The organism is Bradyrhizobium sp. USDA 4461, assembly GCF_054055655.1.
This window is the reverse complement of sequence record NZ_JBSRXM010000001.1, coordinates 7,211,847-7,229,946: the sequence shown is the minus strand read 5'-3', so window position 1 is coordinate 7,229,946 and position 18,100 is coordinate 7,211,847. Positions and strand designations below refer to the sequence as shown.

The window sequence follows — 18,100 nt, the reverse complement described above, 5'->3', positions numbered from 1 at the left end:
CGCGCCGCTATTCCGCTTCCCGATGCACGTCGTGGATCACGATGCCCATGCCGTTCTCGGGCATCTTGATCCAGTCGCGGCGCTTCAGCGAGCGCTTGGTGTCCTCGTGGCCGCTCGCCCAGTGCTCGCGCATCGAGGTGCCGGAGAATTCGTGGTCCTTGGCGTCGCCCTCATAGGCCTTCTGCTGGTAGATCAGCTGCAGCAGCGTGATCCCCGGCAGCCGGCTGTTCGCCTTCTTGAGCTGGCGCTCCTCTTCCGACAGATGATCGTCGGGGATCTTCCCGAGCGCATTGTGCAGGGCGGTGCGCAGATTGTAGGTCTTGCGATAGACGTCGGTGTTGTAGCGGGTGCGCGACGAATACATGATGTCCTTGTGCCGGGCCATCACGTCCTGGATGTCGCGCGGCAGCGCGCCGCGCGCCGAGAACAGGTCGACCTGGAACACCAGCGAATTCATGTTGTCTTCCTGGTCGAGCAGATGCTGCAGCGGCGTGTTGGAAACGATGCCGCCGTCCCAGAAATGGTCGGTGCCGACCTTCACCATCGGCAGCGCCGGCGGCAGCGCGCCGCTCGCCATGATGTGCTCGGGGATGATCTCGTCATGGGCATTGTCGAAATAGATGAAGTTGCCGGAGAGCACGTTCACGGCGCCGACCGCGAAGCGCATCTTCTTGGAATTGATCCGGTCGAAATCGACCAGCTCCAACAGTGACTCACGCAGCGGCGTGGTGTCGTAATAGCTGGTGGCGGTGCGCGCGCCGGCCGGGCTGAGCCACGGATTGGTCTGATGCGGGGTGAAGAAGCCGGGCTGCCCCAGCGTCGTCGTCAGCCATGAGCTGGTGAAGTTGCGCGCCTTGCGGAAGATGTCGCCGTCCGGCGTGTAGTGCCAGATCTTGCGGCTGGTGATGCGATCCCAGAAGGTGTGCAGCCGCTCCAGCCGCCTCGAAGGCGGATTGCCGGCGATGATCGCCGAGTTGATCGCGCCGATCGAGACGCCGCAGACCCAGTCGGGCTCGATGTTGGATTCATGCAGCGCCTGGTAGACGCCGGCCTGATAGGCCCCGAGCGCGCCGCCGCCCTGCAGGACCAGGGCGACGCGATCGCATCCCTCGGGACGCCAGCTGGGCGTGGCGTGCTCGATATCGTCAGGATGAGGGGTGCGCGCGTCCATCTCAGACACTCCAAAATTTTCGGCGAGGATTCAGGGTGCCGATGACGCCGTGATGACAATTGCGGCGCCCGCGCGTGGCGCCTCCGGCATGGCTTGCCTGCATGGTTAGCATTGGCCTCCCGCAGCGTAACGCAGGTCACGCAGGCGTCACCGAGATTACGCAGCAGCCGTAACCGAGGTCACGCAGGCGTAACCGAGGTCATGCACCTGACGGAAATCCCTCACATCGCTGTCAATCTCGGCCGCTAGCGTCCGCGCAAACGTTGCCAACAGGGGTTATTGCGATGCGCAGGGAAGATCTGTTCAAGCTTCCGTCGATGCCGGCCGCCGGTCCGAGCTATCCCGCCGGTCCGTACCGCTTCATCGATCGCGAATTCCTGGTCATCACCTATGAAACCGAGCCGGAGCTGGTCCGCGCCGCACTGCCTGAGCCGCTGGACCCGGTCGAGCAGGCCATCGTGCACTACGAGTGGATCAAGATGCCCGACAGCTCCGGCTTCGGCAGCTACACCGAGTCCGGTCTCGTGATCCCCGCGCGACTGCACGGCGAGGACGTCAACTTCGTGTGCCAGATGTATCTCGACGATGATCCGCCGATCGCCGCCGGCCGCGAGATCTGGGGCTTTCCGAAGAAGTACGCCCACCCCAAGCTCGAGATCGTCAAGGACACGCTGACCGGCACGCTGGAATACGCCGGCCAGCTCGTCGCGATGGGCACGATGGGCTACAAGCACGAGAGCATGGCGGGCAATGGCGACGCCACCCGCGCCACGCTGTCGAAGACGCAAGTCAATCTGAAGATGATCCCCGGCGTCGACGGTCATCTCGAGATCTGCCAGCTGGTGGCGATCAACCTCACCGACATCAACGTCAAGGGCTCGTGGATCGGATCGGGCCGGCTGCATCTGGTGCCGCATGTCAATGCGCCGGTCGCGGACTTCCCGGTCAAGCGCGTCGTCGGTGCGCATCATTACATCGCCGACCTGACGCTGCCGTTCGGCCGCGTCGTGCACGATTACAACAAGGAAGCCGCCGAGGCGGCGACGCCGACCGGCCTTGCGGCGGAGTAGGGCTAGCACCGGCATGGACGCCGGCCTGGCCGTGGCGGGCGGCGGCCTCAGGCCGCTGCCGGCCTCGGCTCAGCCACCGGCTTCGGTTGCGGTCGCGCGATCGCGAGCGTGATCAGCGCAGCGAAGACGCACAGCGCGCCGGCGATGAAGAACGCCGGCAGGTAGCTCTGATAGATCGTGCGCGACAGGCCGGCGCCGAACGCGGCCGCGCCGGCGCCGAGCTGATGGCCGGCAAAGATCCAGCCGAACACCAGATTGGCGCGCTCGGCGCCGAAGCGCTGCGCGGTGAGGCGCACCGTCGGCGGCACGGTCGCGATCCAATCGAGGCCGTAGAACATCGCAAACAGCGACAGGCCGTAGAAAGTGAAGTCGGAGTACGGCAGATACAGCAGCGACAGGCCGCGCAGCCCGTAATACCAGAACAACAGATAGCGATTGTCGTAGCGATCCGACAGCCAGCCCGAGATGATGGTGCCGAAGAAATCGAAGATGCCCATCGCAGCGAGCAGGCTCGCGGCCTGCACTTGCGGGATGCCGAAGTCGAGGCACATCGGGATCAGATGGACCTGGACCAGGCCGTTGGTCGAGGCGCCGCAGACGAAAAAGGTCGCGAACAGGATCCAGAACACCGACGATTTCGATGAATCGCGCAGGGTGCCGAGCGCGGCCGCCATGATCGGCGCATTGGCGGGCGGCGGCGCAGGAACGGGCGCGGTGCCCGCATCGCCGAACGGGCGCAGGCCGACGTCGCTCGGGCGGTCGCGCATCAGCATCAGCACGGCAAAGGCGGCGATGCCGAGCATGACGCAGACGAATCCGAGTGCGACGCGCCAGCCATAACGCTCGGTGATCGCAGCGAGCAGCGGCAGGAAGGCGAGCTGGCCCGTCGCAACGCTCGCGGTGAGCATGCCGATCACGAGGCCGCGTCGTGCCACGAACCAGCGGGTGGCAATGGTCGCACCGAGCACCAGCGCAGTCATGCCGGTGCCGATCCCGATCACGACGCCCCACAGCGCGATCAGCTGCCAGACCTGCGTCATCGCGAGCGACGCGACAAGGCCTGACACCACGATCAGTTGCGCCGCCAGCGTCACGTTGCGCAGGCCGTAACGGTTCATCAGCGCCGCGGCGAACGGCGCCATCAGCCCGAACAGGATGAAGCGGATCGACAGCGCCGAGGAGATCTCGGCCGTGGACCAGCCGAATTCCTTCTGCAGGGGAACGATGAAGACGCCGGGCGCGCCGACCGTGCCGGCGGAGATCAGTGCGGCCAGGAAGGTGACGGCAACCATCACCCAGCCGTAATGGATGTTGCGGCGGACGAGGGCGGAAGCAAGCCAGTTCGAGATCATTGGGTTCCGGATCAATTGCGGTGAAAGCTTTGCATGACGCACAATATGGCACGGGCTAGCCATGTCTAAAACGACATAGTTCCCTCGTTTTCGGACTCAGGGCGCGGAGCTACCGTGTCATGAGCGCCTTGTCCCGAGTTTCGTCATTGCGAGGAGCGAAGCGACGAAGCAATCCATGCTTCAGCGTATGCTGAGCAATGGATTGCTTCGCTTTGCTCGCAATGACGAGAACGCTACCGCTCAGTGCGTCACCCGCTCGATCGCGATGGCGGTGGCTTCGCCGCCGCCGATGCACAACGCGGCGACGCCGCGCTTCAGATTCTGCGCTTCCAGCGCGTGCAGCAGCGTCACGATCAGCCGCGCGCCGGTGGCGCCGATGGGATGGCCGAGCGCGCAGGCGCCGCCGTTGATGTTGAGCCGGTCACGCGGAATTCCGAGGTCGCGCTGCGCCGCCATCGCGACCACCGCGAACGCCTCGTTGATCTCGAACAAATCGACATCGCCGACGTTCCAGCCGACCTTGTCGAGCAGTTTTCGGATCGCCGGGATCGGCGCGGTGGTGAACCATTGCGGCTCCTGGCTGTGGGTGGCATGGCCCTTGATCTCGGCCAGCACCGGCAGTCCGTCGCGATCGGCCAGTGAGCGCTTCGCCAGGATCAGCGCCGCGGCGCCGTCGGCGTTGGCCGAGGAGGCGGCCGGCGTGATGGTGCCGCTTGCGCGGAACGCCGGCTTCAGGCCGGGGATCTTGGCCGGATCGACCTTCAGCGGATGCTCGTCATTGGCGACGATGCGGGGACCCGCCTTCTCGGCGAGCGTGATCGGCGCGATCTCGGCCTTGAAGGCACCGCTCTCGACCGCCTTGCGGGCGCGGCTCAGCGTCTCCATCGCGAACGCATCCTGGTCGGCGCGGGTGAATTGATAGGCCTCCGCGGTGGCCTCGCCGAAATCGCCCATCGAGCGGCCGGTCTCGTAGGCGTCCTCGAGCCCGTCCATCATCATGTGATCGATGATGCGGTCGTGCCCGGCGCGATAGCCGCCGCGCGCCTTCTGCAACAGATACGGCGCGTTGCTCATGCTCTCCATGCCGCCGGACAGCACGATCTCGGCCGAGCCGGCCGTGATGATGTCGTGGGCCAGCATGGTCGCCTTCATGCCGGAGCCGCAGACCTTGTTCACGGTGGTGGCGCCGGTCGCATCCGGCAGCCCGGCGCCGCGCGCAGCCTGGCGGGCGGGGGCCTGGCCCTGGCCGGCGGGCAGCACATTGCCCATGAACACCTCGTCGATCCGCTCCGGCGCCAGTTTGGCGCGCTCCAGCGCCGCGCCGATCACATGCGCGCCGAGCTTGTGGGCCGCGAGCGGCGCGAGCTCGCCCATGAAGCGGCCGAGCGGGCTGCGGGCGGCGGAGAGGATGACGACGGGATCGGTGCTGGTTGCCATGGCGGGATTTCCTTCAATGCCGGCGATTTTTGATTGAATTACATACATCATATGATGCGATGCAAAAAATGCAACTGCGGCTCTCATGACAAAATGTCGTATTCGGATGAGTTGGGAGCGGTGCGCAGTCCACCTCAATCATGCTGTCGTCCCGGCGACCGGGCCCATAGCCACCGCATTTCATTGTGGACGAGATTGTGGCCCGGCGTCGCGCAGCAATTGCCATTTGGGGTAATGGTGGCGGCGTTGGGCGAAGTCGGAGGTGGGCAGTGCAGCACGCTGCTGCCGATCCCGCCGCGCATGGCCGCATGCGGCGGCTTCGATTGACACCGACTCCGTCGGCGCTAGGCTGCCGGAACAGCAATATTTCCCAATAGAATCAAGATCTGGAATCGAGACCCCAGAAGAACCAAGAAAAGGGCAGGACACGCCGTGACACGCGTCATCGCGTCGTGAGCGGGACCACGCGGACTTCCGCGCTCGCGCCATTCCGCATCCGCAGCTATCGCTTCCAATGGCCGTCCGACCTGCTCACCTCGTGGGCGTTCGAGGTCGAGACGCTGGTGCTCGGCTGGTACGTCATGGTCGAGACCGGCTCGGTGCTGCTCCTGACGGTGCTCGCCTCGTTGCAATATGTCGGCACGCTGGTGGCCCCGGTGGTCGGCATGATCGGCGACCGCATGGGGCATCGCGATCTGCTCGCCGTGATGCGCTTTGCCTATACCGTGCTGGCCGGGACCCTCATGACGCTGGCGCTGACAGGGCATCTGGCGCCTTTGAACGTCATGATCATCGTCGCGATCATGGGCCTGATCCGCCCGTCGGACCTCGGCGTGCGCGGCGCGCTGCTCGCCGATATCATGCCGCCGGAGCAATTGGTCGGCGCCATCAGCCTGGCGCGCACCACGCAGGACTCGGCGCGGATCGCGGGAGCGCTGACCGGCGCCGGATTGTTCGCGGCGCTCGGCATCGGCTATGTCTATGTCGGGATCGCCAGCTTCTATTTCATCGCTGCCATCCTGATGCTCTGCATGAGCCGTCCGAAGTCGCACGGCACCGTGGACCATGCGGCGATCGACCTGCCGGGATCGAAACTGCTGCGCGACCTCAAGGAGGGCATCGTCTATGCCTGGAGCGGCCCGGGCATGCGCGCCGCGCTCTGCGTCGCTTTCCTCGCCAATCTCACCGCGTTTCCGCTGACCAACGGTCTGCTGCCTTATGTGGCACGCGACATCTTCCACACCGACCAGACCGGGCTCGGCTATCTCTCGGCGAGCTTTGCGGTGGGATCGCTGATCGGCTCGATCACGCTCAGCATGGCCGGCGGCGTGCGCATCGCGCGGCTTCTGATCGGCGCGACGCTCGCCTGGTACGCGATGCTGCTGGTGTTCGTCGAGCTCCGGACCATGCCGGTGGCGATGGCCTGTCTGCTGCTGGCCGGCATCGCGCAGAGCATGTCGATGATCTCGGCCGCCGTGATGCTGATGCGCAATGCCAGCGCGCATCTGCGCGGCCGGGTGATGGGCGTGCGGATGATGGTGATCTACGGCCTGCCGCTCGGCCTGCTCGCGGCCGGCAGCCTGATCGACCTGATCGGCTACACCGCGACCGGCACGCTGCTCGCCGCCGCCGGCTTCATCGCGATGCTCGCGATCGCGCTGCACTGGCGGGCCGATTTGTGGCCGGTCCATGCGCCGGCGAACGCGCGGTGAGACCGTCGTAGCCCGGATGGAGCGCAGCGCAATCCGGGAAGCCGTATCCGCGGATGACGGCCCCCGGATTTCGCTTGCGCTCCATCCGGGCTACGAAGGCCGCTGCGCACTCTACGCCGCCCGAGCCGCTCGCCGAACATGCACCGGCACCGACTTGTACGACGGCGTGCCGCTTTCCTTGTCCTGATAGTCGAGCGGCACCAGGCCGTTGGCTTCGGGATAGTAGGCGGCGACCGAGCCGCGGGCGATGTCGTAGGCGATTGCGGTCAGGGTGAGGCGGCGCGGCTCACCCGAGGGCAGCGCGGTCTCGATCTCGACCAGGTCGCCATGGGCAAGTCCGCGTTCGGCGAGATCGGCCGCGTTGCTGAACAGCACGTCGCGCCGCCCGAACACGCCGCGATAGCGGTCGTTCAGCCCGTAGATCGTGGTGTTGTACTGATCGTGGCTGCGGATGGTGGCGAGCTTGAGCACGGTCTTGTCCGTCAGGACGGGGTCTTCCTCGAGGCCCTTGAAGATCAGGAATTCGGCCTTGCCCGACGGCGTGGTCCATTTGCGCTCGGTCGGCGGCAGCGGCAGGCGGAAGCCGCCGGGAATCCGGATCCGAGCGTTGTAATCCTTGAAGTCGGGGAAGACGCCCTCGATGGCGTCGCGGATGCGGTCATAATCGGCGATCAGCTCGGTCCACGGCACCTTGCTCGCCGGCAAGGTCGCCATCGCCATGCCGGCAACGATCGCCGATTCCGACAGCAGATTTTCCGAGGCCGGGGTGAGCTTGCCGCGCGAGGCGTGCACCATCGACATGGAATCCTCGACGGTGACGACCTGCGGCCCCGAGGCCTGGATGTCCTGCTCGGTGCGGCCCAGCACCGGCAGGATGATCGACTGCTTTCCGGTCAGAAGATGCGAGCGGTTCAGCTTGGTCCCGAGATGCACGGCAAGCTCGAGCTTGCGCATCGCGGCCGTGCAGCGTTCGGGGTCGGGCAGCGCAATGGCAAAATTGCCGCCGAGGCAGATCAGCACCTTCGAGCGTCCGTCGTCGATCGCCTCCATCGCGGCGACCGCATCGTGGCCGTGATGCCGCGGCGGCCTGAAGCCGAAGGTGCGCTCGATGCCCTCGAACATCTGGATGTTGGGCTTCTCGGTGATCCCCACGGTGCGGTTGCCCTGCACGTTGGAGTGGCCGCGCAGCGGGCAGATGCCGGCGCCGGGCTTGCCGTAATTGCCCTTCAACAGCAGCAGGTTTGCGATCTGCTGCACATTGTCGGTGCCGCGCATGTGCTGGGTGATGCCCATGCCGTAGGTGACGATGGTGGCGTTGGATTTTGCGTACGCGGCGGCGACCTCGCCGAGCTGGGCGCGGCTGAAACCGGAGACGGTCTCGATCTTGTCCCACGGCGTGGCGCGCAGGTCGGCGGCGAACGCGTCAAAGCCATTGGTGTGCTCGGCGATGAAGGCGTGGTCGAGCACGTCGTGGCTCGAATCGTCCTTCTCGATCAGCGCCTTCATGATGCCCTTCAGCACCGCAGCGTCGGCGCCGACCTTGGGCTGGTAATAGGTCGAGGCGATCCGCGTCGAGCCGAGCGTCGCCATCTCGATCGGGTCCTGCGGATCGGCGAAGCGCTCCAGCGCGCGTTCGCGCAAGGGATTGAACACGATGATCGGCACGCCGCGGCGCGACACCTCCCACAAGGTGCCCATCATGCGCGGATGGTTGGTGCCGGGATTGTGCCCCATCGCGATGATCAGCTCGCAATGGTCGAAATCGTCCAGCGACACCGTGCCCTTGCCGATGCCGATCGATTGCGGCAGCCCGACGCTGGTCGCCTCGTGGCACATGTTCGAGCAGTCGGGGAAATTGTTGCTGCCGTATTCGCGCGCGAAGATCTGGAACAGGAACGCGGCCTCGTTCGAGGCGCGGCCGGAGGTGTAGAACTCGGCCATGTTAGGATCGGGCAGGCTGCGCAGGCTCTCGCCGATCCGCGCGAAGGCGTTATCCCATGTGATCGGCTGGTAGGTGTCGCTTGCGGCATCGTAGGCGAGGGGCTCGGTCAGCCGGCCTTCGTTCTCCAGATGGAAGTCGCTCCAGCCGAGCAGCTCGGTAACGGTGTGGGCGGCAAAGAATTCCGGCGTGACGCGCTTGCTGGTCGCCTCCCAAGTCACGGCCTTCGCGCCGTTCTCGCAGAACTGGAACGTGGAGGTGTGCTCCTTGTCCGGCCAGGCGCAGCCGGGACAATCGAAGCCGTCGGGCTTGTTGGTGCGGAGCAGCGTGATCGGCGCCTCGACCAGATCCATCTGGTCGCGCACCGCGATCGCGGTGGCCTTGAGGGCGCCCCAGCCGCCGGCCGGAGCATCATAGGGTCGGATACCGGGAACGTCGCGCTTCTGGACCATATGTCCTCCTGCAACTCTTGAGTGGTGCCCCCGTGCGTCTGTCCCGAAAGTGATTGTCTTGTTGACAGCAAGCGCCGCGATCCGCGAGACCGGTGTGCTGCGATCGACGTTCTCGATCTGGAACACCTGGCTCATAATTGAGCCTAGACTAGTGGGCTAGGGTTCGCGGTCAACAGTCTGTTAGGTTGTCTGTGGCGGTTTACCAGGAATGGACGGGCAAACGATGCGGTCGGATTTGGCGGCGCTTCTACCAAGAGACAAAATGGACACCGGGAGAGCCAAGGCTATCACTGCTTTGAGCCACGCCGAGGTCGAGCCGATCCTTCCGGCTCTCCTTGAATGGATGCAGGACATCAACTGGCCGGTGGCTCAGGTGCTGCAACCGTTTCTGGCGGGCATCGGTGAGCCGCTTGCTCCTCACGTTCGCAGCGTCCTAAAGACGGATGACGACGTCTGGAAAAGGTGGGTCCTGCTCCACATCGTTGCGGCGTCTCCGGAATTGCTGGCAATGCTGGGGGACGATATCGAGCGCCTCGCCACCTATCCGACACCCGGTGAGCGAGCGGAAGAGCTCGATATTGTCGCCAAGGGATTGCTGGTTTGACGGAGAGCGCGAGGCCGGAGTTCGCCGCGCTTCGAACCGCAAAAAATCTACCGCTTCCGATTCAGAAACCCCTGCAACAGCCGCTGCGGCTCGCCGGTCTGGAAGGATTTTCCGAACACGCCGACGCTGAGGTTGACCGACTCGGTCAGCGGCAGCTCTTCCCATTGGCGCAAGAGGTCCTTCTGGATGCGTAGCGCTTCGGGGCCGCATTCGAGCAGCGCCTTCACCGTGTGCTCGACGGCATCGTCGAGGCCGCCGGGCTTTGCCACGGTGTCGACGAGACCCCAGGCGAGCGCGGTCGGGGCGTCGATGTTCTCCGCGGTCATCATCAGCCAGCGGGCGCGGCCCCAGCCGATCAGGCGTGGCAGCAGCGCCGCATGGATCACCGAGGGGATGCCGACGCGCACCTCGGGCATTCCGAACATTGCATCATGCGCGGCGACCCGGACGTCGCAGGCGGCCGCGACCTCGAGGCCGCCGCCGAGGCACCAGCCGGGCAGGCGGGCGATCACCGGCGCCGGGAATTTGCGCACGGCCTCGCAGAGATCGCGCAGGCGGCTGATGAAGGCTTCGGCGGATGTCTGGTCGAGTGTCGCCATTTCCTTGATGTCGGCGCCGCCGATCATGCTGCGCTCGCTTTCGCCGGCGAGGATCACCGCGCGGATGGTCGGATCGGCGGCGAGGTGCTCAAAGCCTTCGCGCACGCCGTTGGTGACGGCTGAACTGACGATGTTCAGCTTGCCGGCGTTGCAGATCGTGAGGCGGACGACGCCTCTGTCGTCGCGGGCGATGCCGCACTGGGGATTGAGCATGTCCATGGAAATTGTCCCGGCGCAGGAATTGACCGCGCCATGTCCCGGACAAAGCAGGCCTCTGTCAAGCATCGGCGCGGCGGTTGCGCCGGCGGACGTGGACATATAGAATTATCTTCATCATATAAATGGAGCCGTCATGACCGCCGCCGAGATCACTGATCTTCATTCGTCCGAACTGACGCGCACGCGCGTGGTGGAATGGCAGGCGCCCGGGCCGGTGGCGAAAGCGGCGCTGCCGATGTCCGGGATCGCGGCGATGCGGGCGATCCGCGACGGCGCGTTGCCGCCGCCGCCGATGGCCAAACTGATCGGCTTCAGGATGGCCGCGGTCGAGGAGGGGCGCATCGTGATGGAACTCGAGCCGCATGAGAGCCTGGAGAACACCATCGGCCTGCTGCACGGCGCGACCGCCGCCGCGTTGCTCGATACCGCGATGGGCTGTGCGATCTCGACCCTGCTGCCGGCGGGGCAGACCTCGGTGACCCTCGACCTCAAGCTGACTTATCTGCGCCCGCTCTCGGCGCGCTCCGGGACCATCGCGGCCGAGGGCAAGGTGATCAAGCTCGGCCGCCAGACCAGCTACGCCGAGGGCTTCGTCCGCGACGGCAGGGGCAATCTTGCAGTGCACGCGACCGCGACGTTTTCCATGCTCGGTGGGGAACCCCAGACACCGAATAAGACGAAATAGATGCAGCGTCGCGGCTGCAAATCTGCTATTATATGATTAGAAACATTCCATGAGAGCGGCATGCGCTATTCGAAAGAGCACAAGCAGGAGACCCACGCGCGGATCGTGAAACGGGCCGCGACGCGGCTGCGCGAGAAGGGCGCCCACGGCATCGGCGTCGCGGACCTGATGAAGGACGCCGGCCTGACCCATGGCGGCTTCTACGCTCATTTCGATTCGCGCGAGGCGCTGGTGATCGAGGCCTTCAACTACGCCATGGACCGCGCCAACGAGCGTTGGCGCAAGGTGACCGCAGAGGTGCCGCCGGAGAAGCGGCTGGCGACCATCGTCGACGGCTATCTGTCGACTGTTCATCGCGACGAGCCGGGCCAGGGCTGCGCGGTGCCGGCGCTCGGCGCCGAGATCGCCCGCGAGAGCCCGAAGACCCGCAAGGCCTTTGCCCTCAAGCTCGACCAGATGATCGACATGATCACCGACCAGATCCAGGACGTGCCGCGCAAGGCCGCGCGCAAGCAGGCGATGGGTGTGCTCGCGACCATGCTGGGCACCATCGTGATGTCGCGGATCGCGGGCAATGGCGAAATGTCCGACGAGATCCTGAGCGCAGGCCGCGAGGCCGTGCTGGGACGGGCCACGCCAGCGAAGGCGCCGACGAAGAAGGCCAAGGTGAACTGACGCTTCGAGCGGCGTGCGCCGGACGTTGTCCGTTGTCCTGAGAGGATGTGAAGCTTTGTCCATCCACCGTTGTCGTCGCCCGGCTCGCCGCCTCCGCTAAAGCTTCGGCGTGCCAGGCATCTGTGGCCTCGTCGAAGCTTTGGCGGTGACGGGACCGGGCGACCCAGTACGCCGCGGCCTATCGGCTCAAGCACGGCCGTCTCTGGAATACTGGATCACCCGCATGCGCGAGTGATGACACTGAGCAAGGGGAGTAAGCCAATTCCGTCATCCTGAGGAGCGCGCAGCGCGTCTCGAAGGATGCACGGCCCGGCTGGTGGCCGTCGACCCTTCGAGACGGCCGCTTCGCGGCCTCCTCAGGGTGACGGGTCTGACTTGCCGCCTCACGTCCCGCCAAACAGCGTGCGTTCGGCCTCCACGGTCTCGTAGATATAGTCGGCAACCGCGCGGATGCGGGCGAGGTCCTTGCTGTCGGCGTGCATCAAGAGCCAGAAGGTGCGCGAGATCCGCACCTCGTCCGGCAGCACCGCCTGCAATTCGGGGTGGGCTGATGCCATGAAGTGCGGCAGCACGGCGATGCCGAAGCCGGCGATGGTGGCGTTGAGCTGCGCGATCAGATTGGCGCTGCGGAATTTCGCCGAGATTTTTGGCGAGACCTGCGGCAGATAATCCAGCTCCGGCGTGAACAGCAACTCCTCGATGTAGCCGACGAAGCGGTGCTGCGGCAGGTCGGCGCGTGCAGCAATGGCCGGTGCCTGCGCGAGATAGGCGGGTGCGGCATAAAGCCCAAGCGCGTAGTCCAGGAGCTTGCGGCCGACGATGCGGCCTTCCTTCGGCATGGTCAGGCTGATCGCGATGTCGGCCTCGCGCTTGGAGAGCGAGAACAGCCGCGCGGTGGCGACGAGTTGCAGGTCGAGATCGGGATACCGCTCGGTGAACTTGACCAGCCGCGAGGCCAAAAAATGACTGCCGAAGCCGTCGGGCGCGCCGATCCGCACCGTGCCGGTGAGATGTGCGCGCGAGCCGCCGACCGCCTCCTGGTTGGCGACGATGGTGGATTCCATCGCCTCGGCGCTGTCGGCGACGCGCTGGCCGGCCTCGGTCAGCAGATAGCCGGTCTTGCGGCGATCAAACAGTTTTGCGGAGAGGTGGCCTTCCAGCCGGTCGACACGGCGGATCACTGTGGCATGATCGACGCCGAGCTGCTTGGCGGCAGCCGAAACTGACCCGCCGCGCACGATGGCAAGCACGAAACGGAAGTCGTCCCAGTCGATTGTGCCGCCGCCTTGATCCAGCATTTCCGCACATCTATGGTGCAATTTATCGGACTTGAATCCTATAAAATGCAGGGTCAATAGGGTTTGTAAAGCGATCTCGCCGCGCGGAGCGGCGATTCACGTCTCCAAGGGAGGATATTCATGCGCTCGATCGGACATTTCATCGGTGGCAAGGAGGTCAAGGGCACATCGGGCCGTACGGCCGACGTCTTCGAGCCGATGACCGGCGAGGTTCAGGCCAAGGTGGCGCTGGCCACCAAGGCCGAGGTCCGCGCCGCGGTCGAGAACGCCAAGGCGGCGCAACCGGAGTGGGCCGCGACCAATCCGCAGCGCCGCGCCCGCGTCATGATGAAGTTTGTCGAGCTGGTGCAGCGCGACTACGACAAGCTCGCCGAATTGCTGGCGCGCGAGCACGGCAAGACGGTTCCCGACGCCAAGGGCGACATCCAGCGCGGCCTCGAAGTCGCCGAGTTCGCCTGCGGCATCCCGCATCTGATGAAGGGCGAGTACACCGAGGGCGCCGGCCCCGGCATCGACATCTATTCGATGCGCCAACCCCTGGGGGTGGTCGCCGGCATCACGCCGTTCAACTTCCCGGCGATGATCCCGATGTGGAAGTTCGCGCCCGCGATCGCCTGCGGCAATGCCTTCATCCTCAAGCCCTCGGAGCGCGATCCCGGCGTGCCGATGAAGCTCGCCGAACTGATGATCGAGGCGGGCCTGCCGGCCGGCATCCTCAACGTCGTCAACGGCGACAAGGAAGCGGTCGACGCCATCCTCGACGATCCCGACATCAAGGCGATCGGCTTCGTCGGCTCGACGCCCATCGCACAGTATATCTATGAACGCGCCGCGCAGACCGGCAAGCGCTGCCAGTGCTTCGGCGGCGCCAAGAACCACGCCATCATCATGCCCGACGCGGACATGGATCAGACAGTCGACGCCCTGATCGGCGCCGGCTACGGCTCGGCCGGCGAGCGCTGCATGGCGGTGTCGGTTGCCGTCCCGGTCGGCAAGACCACCGCCGACCGCCTGATGGAAAAGCTGATCCCGCGCGTCGAGTCGCTCAAGATCGGCACCTCGGTCGATCCGTCGGCCGATTACGGCCCGCTGGTGACCCGCGAGGCGGTCGAGAAGGTCAAGAGCTACATCGACATCGGCATCAAGGAAGGCGCCAAGCTCGCGGTCGACGGCCGCGGCTTCAAGATGCAGGGCTACGAGAACGGCTTCTATCTCGGCGGTTCGCTGTTCGACAACGTCACCAAGGACATGCGGATCTACAAGGAAGAGATTTTTGGTCCGGTGCTGTCGGTGGTGCGCGCTCACGACTACCACGAAGCGCTGGCGTTGCCGTCGGAGCACGACTACGGCAACGGCGTCGCGATCTTCACCCGCGACGGGGATACCGCGCGCGACTTCGCGGCCAAGGTCAATGTCGGCATGGTCGGCGTCAACGTGCCGATCCCGGTGCCGATCGCCTATTACACCTTCGGCGGCTGGAAGAAGTCGGGCTTCGGCGACCTCAACCAGCACGGTCCCGACTCGATCCGCTTCTACACCAAGACCAAGACGGTGACCTCGCGTTGGCCGTCCGGCGTCAAGGACGGTGCGGAGTTCTCGATCCCGACGATGAAGTGATGGTGTAGCCCAGGCCATCATTGCGAGCGCAGCGAAGCAATCCATCCATCCCCGCGTGGAAGAATGGATTGCTTCGTCGCTTCGCTCCTCGCAATGACGACCGATAGCCTTCAAGGGTAGACCGCGCCATGCAGTTCGCTCTCAACGAGGACCAGATCGCGGTTCGCGACATGGCGCGGGCGTTTGCGGCGTCGAGGATCGCGCCGCACGCGCTCGAATGGGACGAGACAAAGCATTTTCCAGTCGACGTGATGCGCGAGGCCGCCGGCCTCGGCATCGGCGGCATCTACATCAGGGACGATGTCGGCGGCTCGGCGATGACGCGCTTCGACGCCGCGCTGATCTTCGAGGCCTTGGCGACGGGCTGCCCGACGACCTCGGCCTTCATTTCGATCCACAACATGGCGTCCTGGATGATCGATGCCTATGGCAACGACACCCAGCGCCAGCAATGGCTGCCGAAGCTCTGCACCATGGAGCTGATCGCCAGCTACTGCCTGACCGAGCCGGGCGCCGGCTCGGACGCCGCGGCGCTGCGCACCCGCGCGGTGCGCGACGGCGATCACTACGTGCTCAACGGCCAGAAGCAGTTCATCTCCGGCGCGGGGAGCACCGACCTTCTGGTGGCGATGGTGCGGACCGGTGGCGACGGTCCCGGCGGCGTCTCGACGATCGTGATCGACGGCAAGACGCCGGGCGTCTCGTTCGGCAATAACGAACGCAAGATGGGCTGGAACGCGCAGCCGACCCGCGCCGTGATATTCGAGAACGCGCGCGTGCCGGTCGCAAACCGGCTCGGCGAGGAAGGCATCGGCTTCAAGATCGCGATGGCCGGCCTCGACGGCGGCCGTCTCAATATCGCGGCGTGCTCCCTCGGCGGCGCGCAGGCGGCGCTCGACAAGGCGCTGGCCTACATGAAGGACCGCAAGGCATTTGGAAAGCGGCTCGACGAATTCCAGGCGCTGCAATTCAAGATTGCCGACATGGCGACCGAGCTGGAAGCCGCGCGTACCTTCCTGTGGCGCGCGGCAGCGGCGCTCGACCGCAAGGATCCCGACGCCTCGATGCTGTGCGCGATGGCCAAGCGCTTCGGCACCGATGTCGGCTTCGAGGTCGCCAACCAGGCGCTGCAACTGCACGGCGGTTACGGCTACCTCAGCGAATACGGCATCGAGAAGATCGTGCGCGACCTGCGCGTGCACCAGATCCTCGAAGGCACCAATGAAATCATGCGGCTGATCGTGTCGCGCAAATTGATCGAGGGTGCGCGATGAATGATGTGGTTGCGGAAGGCGATCTGATCGCGCGCAGGGAAGGGGCGGCCGGCATCATCCGGCTCAACCGGCCGAAGGCGATCAATGCCGTGACCCTGGAGATGTTCCACGACATCGACAAGGCGCTCGACGCGTTCGAGGCCGATCCCGATGTCGCCGTTATCGTGCTGGAAGGGGCCGGCGAGCGCGGCCTGTGTGCCGGCGGCGATATCCGCGCGCTCTGGGAGAGCTCAAAGGTCAAGGGCGACCTCGGCAAGATCCTGTGGCGCGACGAGTACATCCTCAACGCCCGGATCAAGACATTCCCGAAACCCTATGTTGCCTTCATGGACGGCATCGTGATGGGCGGCGGGGTGGGGCTGTCGGCGCACAGCCGCCACCGTGTCGTGACCGAACGGACAAAACTCGCGATGCCCGAAGTCGGCCTCGGCTTCTTCCCCGATGTCGGCGGCACCTATCTCTTGTCGCGTTCGCCGGGCGAGATCGGCACCTATTTCGGTCTCACCGGCACCACCATGAACGGTCCGGACGCAATTTACGCCAAATTCGCCGACGCCGTGGTGCCGAGCGCAAAGCTGCCCGCGCTGCGCGAGGCGCTGACCAAGGTCGCTCCGGGTACGAACTCGGATGCGATCGACCGGCTGATCGCCGGCTTTGCGACTAGCGAGAAGGCAGGTCCGGTGGCCGCGCTCCAGGAAAAGATCGACCGCTGGTTCGCGCATGGACGGATGGAGGACATCGTTGCGGCGCTGAACGCCAATGGCTCCGAACTGGCGCAGTCGACCTTGAAGACGCTCGGCGAAAAATCGCCGCGCGGCATGGTGGTGACGCTGAAGCTGCTGCGGCTGGCGCGGGCGACCGAGACGCTGGAGGAGTGCCTGGTGCGCGAATATCGCGCGGCGCTCGAAGTGTTCGCCAGCGACGATTTCCGCGAGGGCGTGCGCGCCGCCGTGATCGACAAGGACCGCAATCCGAAATGGCAGCCCAGCCGGATCGAGGACGTGACGCCGGGGATGCTGGCGCCGTACTTCGCCGAGATCGGCGCCGACGAACTGAAATTTCCAGACAGCAAATAGAAACGTCGCAAGCGGAGGACTTCCCATGGCAAACGTCGCATTCATCGGGCTCGGCAATATGGGCGGGCCGATGGCGGCCAATCTGGTCAAGGCCGGCCACAAGGTGACCGCGTTCGATCTGGTCGCCGCATCGCGCGATCAGGCCAAAAGCGATGGCGCCGCGATCGCCGAGAGCGGCGTGGCTGCAGTGAAGGGCGCCGACGTCGTCATCACCATGCTGCCGGCCGGCAAGCATGTGCTCGGCGTCTGGAGCGAAGTGCTGCCCGCGATGGCCAAGGGCGCGCTGATCATCGACTGCTCGACCATCGACGTCGAGAGCGCCAAGCAGGCGCATGCGCTCGCCGCCAAGTACGGCATGGCTTCAGTCGATGCGCCGGTCTCCGGCGGCACCGGCGGCGCCAAGGGCGCGACCTTGACCTTCATGTGCGGCGGCGAGGTGAAGGCGTTCGCGGCGGCGCAGCCGATGCTGGCCAATATGGGCAAGAAGATCGTGCATTGCGGTGCCGGCGGCGCGGGGCAGGCGGCCAAGATCTGCAACAACATGATCCTCGGCATTTCCATGATCGCGGTCGGCGAGGCCTTCGTGCTGGCCGAAAAGCTCGGCCTGTCGCACCAGGCATTGTTCGACGTCGCCTCGACCTCGTCAGGGCAATGCTGGTCGCTGACCACCTACTGCCCGGTTCCCGGTCCGGTGCCGACTTCGCCGGCCAACAACGACTACAGGCCGGGCTTCGCCTCCAATTTGATGGTGAAGGACCTGACGCTGGCCCAGGATGCCGCCAATGCTGCCGGCGCGGTGACGCCGCTCGGCAAGCATGCGCAGGAGCTCTACAAGACCTTCGACGCGTCGGGCCATGGCGGGGTCGACTTTTCCGGAATTATCCAGCACGTTCGCAGCCTCGCTGGGAAATAGCTGCTTC

The 18,100-nt window shown here is 65.4% G+C and carries 15 protein-coding genes; 9 read left to right on the top strand and 6 right to left on the bottom strand.

Going from position 1 to position 18,100, the window contains the following annotated elements:
* Positions 1–7: 7 nt before the first annotated feature.
* Complete coding sequence (locus tag ACVINW_RS34145; RefSeq protein ID WP_456755336.1) at positions 8–1,171, bottom strand: patatin-like phospholipase family protein; 1,164 nt, start codon at positions 1,169–1,171, stop codon at positions 8–10.
* A gap of 284 nt (positions 1,172–1,455) precedes the next feature.
* On the opposite strand from ACVINW_RS34145, the gene ACVINW_RS34140 reads away from it, so the two are divergent.
* Entirely contained in the window at positions 1,456–2,241 is a 786-nt protein-coding gene (locus tag ACVINW_RS34140; protein ID WP_456755335.1) for an acetoacetate decarboxylase, read from the top strand.
* 47 nt (positions 2,242–2,288) lie between these two features.
* Here the strand turns inward: ACVINW_RS34140 and ACVINW_RS34135 are convergent, their stop codons facing one another.
* Together ACVINW_RS34135 and ACVINW_RS34130 are read right to left on the bottom strand one after the other, a co-directional pair.
* On the bottom strand, positions 2,289–3,593 hold the full coding sequence (locus tag ACVINW_RS34135) for an MFS transporter (RefSeq protein WP_456755334.1): 1,305 nt from the start codon (positions 3,591–3,593) through the stop codon (positions 2,289–2,291).
* A gap of 240 nt (positions 3,594–3,833) precedes the next feature.
* Positions 3,834–5,030, bottom strand: a complete 1,197-nt coding sequence (locus tag ACVINW_RS34130; protein ID WP_456755333.1) for an acetyl-CoA C-acyltransferase — start codon at positions 5,028–5,030, stop codon at positions 3,834–3,836.
* 452 nt (positions 5,031–5,482) lie between these two features.
* On the opposite strand from ACVINW_RS34130, the gene ACVINW_RS34125 reads away from it, so the two are divergent.
* Positions 5,483–6,742: an MFS transporter gene (locus tag ACVINW_RS34125; protein ID WP_456755332.1), complete on the top strand. Its 1,260-nt coding sequence runs from the start codon at positions 5,483–5,485 to the stop codon at positions 6,740–6,742.
* 111 nt (positions 6,743–6,853) lie between these two features.
* Here ACVINW_RS34125 and ACVINW_RS34120 read toward each other — a convergent pair whose 3' ends face one another.
* Positions 6,854–9,133, bottom strand: a complete 2,280-nt coding sequence (locus tag ACVINW_RS34120) for an FdhF/YdeP family oxidoreductase (protein ID WP_456755331.1) — start codon at positions 9,131–9,133, stop codon at positions 6,854–6,856.
* A 208-nt stretch (positions 9,134–9,341) separates the two neighbouring features.
* Here ACVINW_RS34120 and ACVINW_RS34115 point away from each other — a divergent pair, with 208 nt between their 5' ends.
* Complete coding sequence (locus ACVINW_RS34115; protein WP_456755330.1) at positions 9,342–9,737, top strand: DUF5071 domain-containing protein; 396 nt, start codon at positions 9,342–9,344, stop codon at positions 9,735–9,737.
* A gap of 47 nt (positions 9,738–9,784) precedes the next feature.
* Here the strand turns inward: ACVINW_RS34115 and ACVINW_RS34110 are convergent, their stop codons facing one another.
* Positions 9,785–10,555 (bottom strand): enoyl-CoA hydratase, encoded by a 771-nt coding sequence (locus ACVINW_RS34110; protein ID WP_456755329.1) that lies wholly within the window; start codon positions 10,553–10,555, stop codon positions 9,785–9,787.
* 133 nt (positions 10,556–10,688) lie between these two features.
* Between ACVINW_RS34110 and ACVINW_RS34105 the strand changes: the two genes are divergently transcribed.
* Both ACVINW_RS34105 and ACVINW_RS34100 read left to right on the top strand, forming a co-directional pair.
* Positions 10,689–11,240, top strand: a complete 552-nt coding sequence (locus ACVINW_RS34105; RefSeq protein WP_456755328.1) for a PaaI family thioesterase — start codon at positions 10,689–10,691, stop codon at positions 11,238–11,240.
* A gap of 60 nt (positions 11,241–11,300) precedes the next feature.
* A complete protein-coding gene (locus ACVINW_RS34100) occupies positions 11,301–11,915 on the top strand; it encodes a TetR/AcrR family transcriptional regulator (protein WP_456755327.1) in 615 nt (204 codons plus the stop codon).
* A 383-nt stretch (positions 11,916–12,298) separates the two neighbouring features.
* Here ACVINW_RS34100 and ACVINW_RS34095 read toward each other — a convergent pair whose 3' ends face one another.
* Positions 12,299–13,213 (bottom strand): LysR family transcriptional regulator, encoded by a 915-nt coding sequence (locus tag ACVINW_RS34095; protein WP_456755326.1) that lies wholly within the window; start codon positions 13,211–13,213, stop codon positions 12,299–12,301.
* A gap of 120 nt (positions 13,214–13,333) precedes the next feature.
* On the opposite strand from ACVINW_RS34095, the gene ACVINW_RS34090 reads away from it, so the two are divergent.
* The 4 genes from ACVINW_RS34090 (at position 13,334) to mmsB (ending at position 18,093) form a co-directional block, all read left to right on the top strand.
* Positions 13,334–14,830 carry a CoA-acylating methylmalonate-semialdehyde dehydrogenase gene (locus ACVINW_RS34090; protein WP_456755325.1) on the top strand — a complete coding sequence of 499 codons (1,497 nt, stop codon included), beginning with the start codon at positions 13,334–13,336 and terminating at the stop codon, positions 14,828–14,830.
* A 128-nt stretch (positions 14,831–14,958) separates the two neighbouring features.
* Positions 14,959–16,104: an isobutyryl-CoA dehydrogenase gene (locus tag ACVINW_RS34085; protein WP_456755324.1), complete on the top strand. Its 1,146-nt coding sequence runs from the start codon at positions 14,959–14,961 to the stop codon at positions 16,102–16,104.
* On the top strand, positions 16,101–17,180 hold the full coding sequence (locus tag ACVINW_RS34080; RefSeq protein ID WP_456755323.1) for an enoyl-CoA hydratase/isomerase family protein: 1,080 nt from the start codon (positions 16,101–16,103) through the stop codon (positions 17,178–17,180). Before ACVINW_RS34085 ends, ACVINW_RS34080 begins: the two co-directional genes overlap by 4 nt.
* Positions 17,181–17,205: 25 nt before the next feature.
* Complete coding sequence (gene mmsB, locus ACVINW_RS34075) at positions 17,206–18,093, top strand: 3-hydroxyisobutyrate dehydrogenase (protein WP_456755322.1); 888 nt, start codon at positions 17,206–17,208, stop codon at positions 18,091–18,093.
* Positions 18,094–18,100 lie beyond the last annotated feature (7 nt).

What these genes read in the sequence shown, in the direction of transcription:
- ACVINW_RS34145 (WP_456755336.1), bottom strand. Translation starts at nt 1,171, where the DNA reads ATGGACGCGCGCACCCCTCATCCTGACGATATCGAGCACGCCACGCCC.
- ACVINW_RS34140 (WP_456755335.1), top strand. Translation starts at nt 1,456, where the DNA reads ATGCGCAGGGAAGATCTGTTCAAGCTTCCGTCGATGCCGGCCGCCGGT.
- ACVINW_RS34135 (WP_456755334.1), bottom strand. Translation starts at nt 3,593, where the DNA reads ATGATCTCGAACTGGCTTGCTTCCGCCCTCGTCCGCCGCAACATCCAT.
- ACVINW_RS34130 (WP_456755333.1), bottom strand. Translation starts at nt 5,030, where the DNA reads ATGGCAACCAGCACCGATCCCGTCGTCATCCTCTCCGCCGCCCGCAGC.
- ACVINW_RS34120 (WP_456755331.1), bottom strand. Translation starts at nt 9,133, where the DNA reads ATGGTCCAGAAGCGCGACGTTCCCGGTATCCGACCCTATGATGCTCCG.
- ACVINW_RS34115 (WP_456755330.1), top strand. Translation starts at nt 9,342, where the DNA reads ATGGACGGGCAAACGATGCGGTCGGATTTGGCGGCGCTTCTACCAAGA.
- ACVINW_RS34110 (WP_456755329.1), bottom strand. Translation starts at nt 10,555, where the DNA reads ATGGACATGCTCAATCCCCAGTGCGGCATCGCCCGCGACGACAGAGGC.
- ACVINW_RS34105 (WP_456755328.1), top strand. Translation starts at nt 10,689, where the DNA reads ATGACCGCCGCCGAGATCACTGATCTTCATTCGTCCGAACTGACGCGC.
- ACVINW_RS34100 (WP_456755327.1), top strand. Translation starts at nt 11,301, where the DNA reads ATGCGCTATTCGAAAGAGCACAAGCAGGAGACCCACGCGCGGATCGTG.
- ACVINW_RS34095 (WP_456755326.1), bottom strand. Translation starts at nt 13,213, where the DNA reads ATGCTGGATCAAGGCGGCGGCACAATCGACTGGGACGACTTCCGTTTC.
- ACVINW_RS34090 (WP_456755325.1), top strand. Translation starts at nt 13,334, where the DNA reads ATGCGCTCGATCGGACATTTCATCGGTGGCAAGGAGGTCAAGGGCACA.
- ACVINW_RS34085 (WP_456755324.1), top strand. Translation starts at nt 14,959, where the DNA reads ATGCAGTTCGCTCTCAACGAGGACCAGATCGCGGTTCGCGACATGGCG.
- ACVINW_RS34080 (WP_456755323.1), top strand. Translation starts at nt 16,101, where the DNA reads ATGAATGATGTGGTTGCGGAAGGCGATCTGATCGCGCGCAGGGAAGGG.
- mmsB (WP_456755322.1), top strand. Translation starts at nt 17,206, where the DNA reads ATGGCAAACGTCGCATTCATCGGGCTCGGCAATATGGGCGGGCCGATG.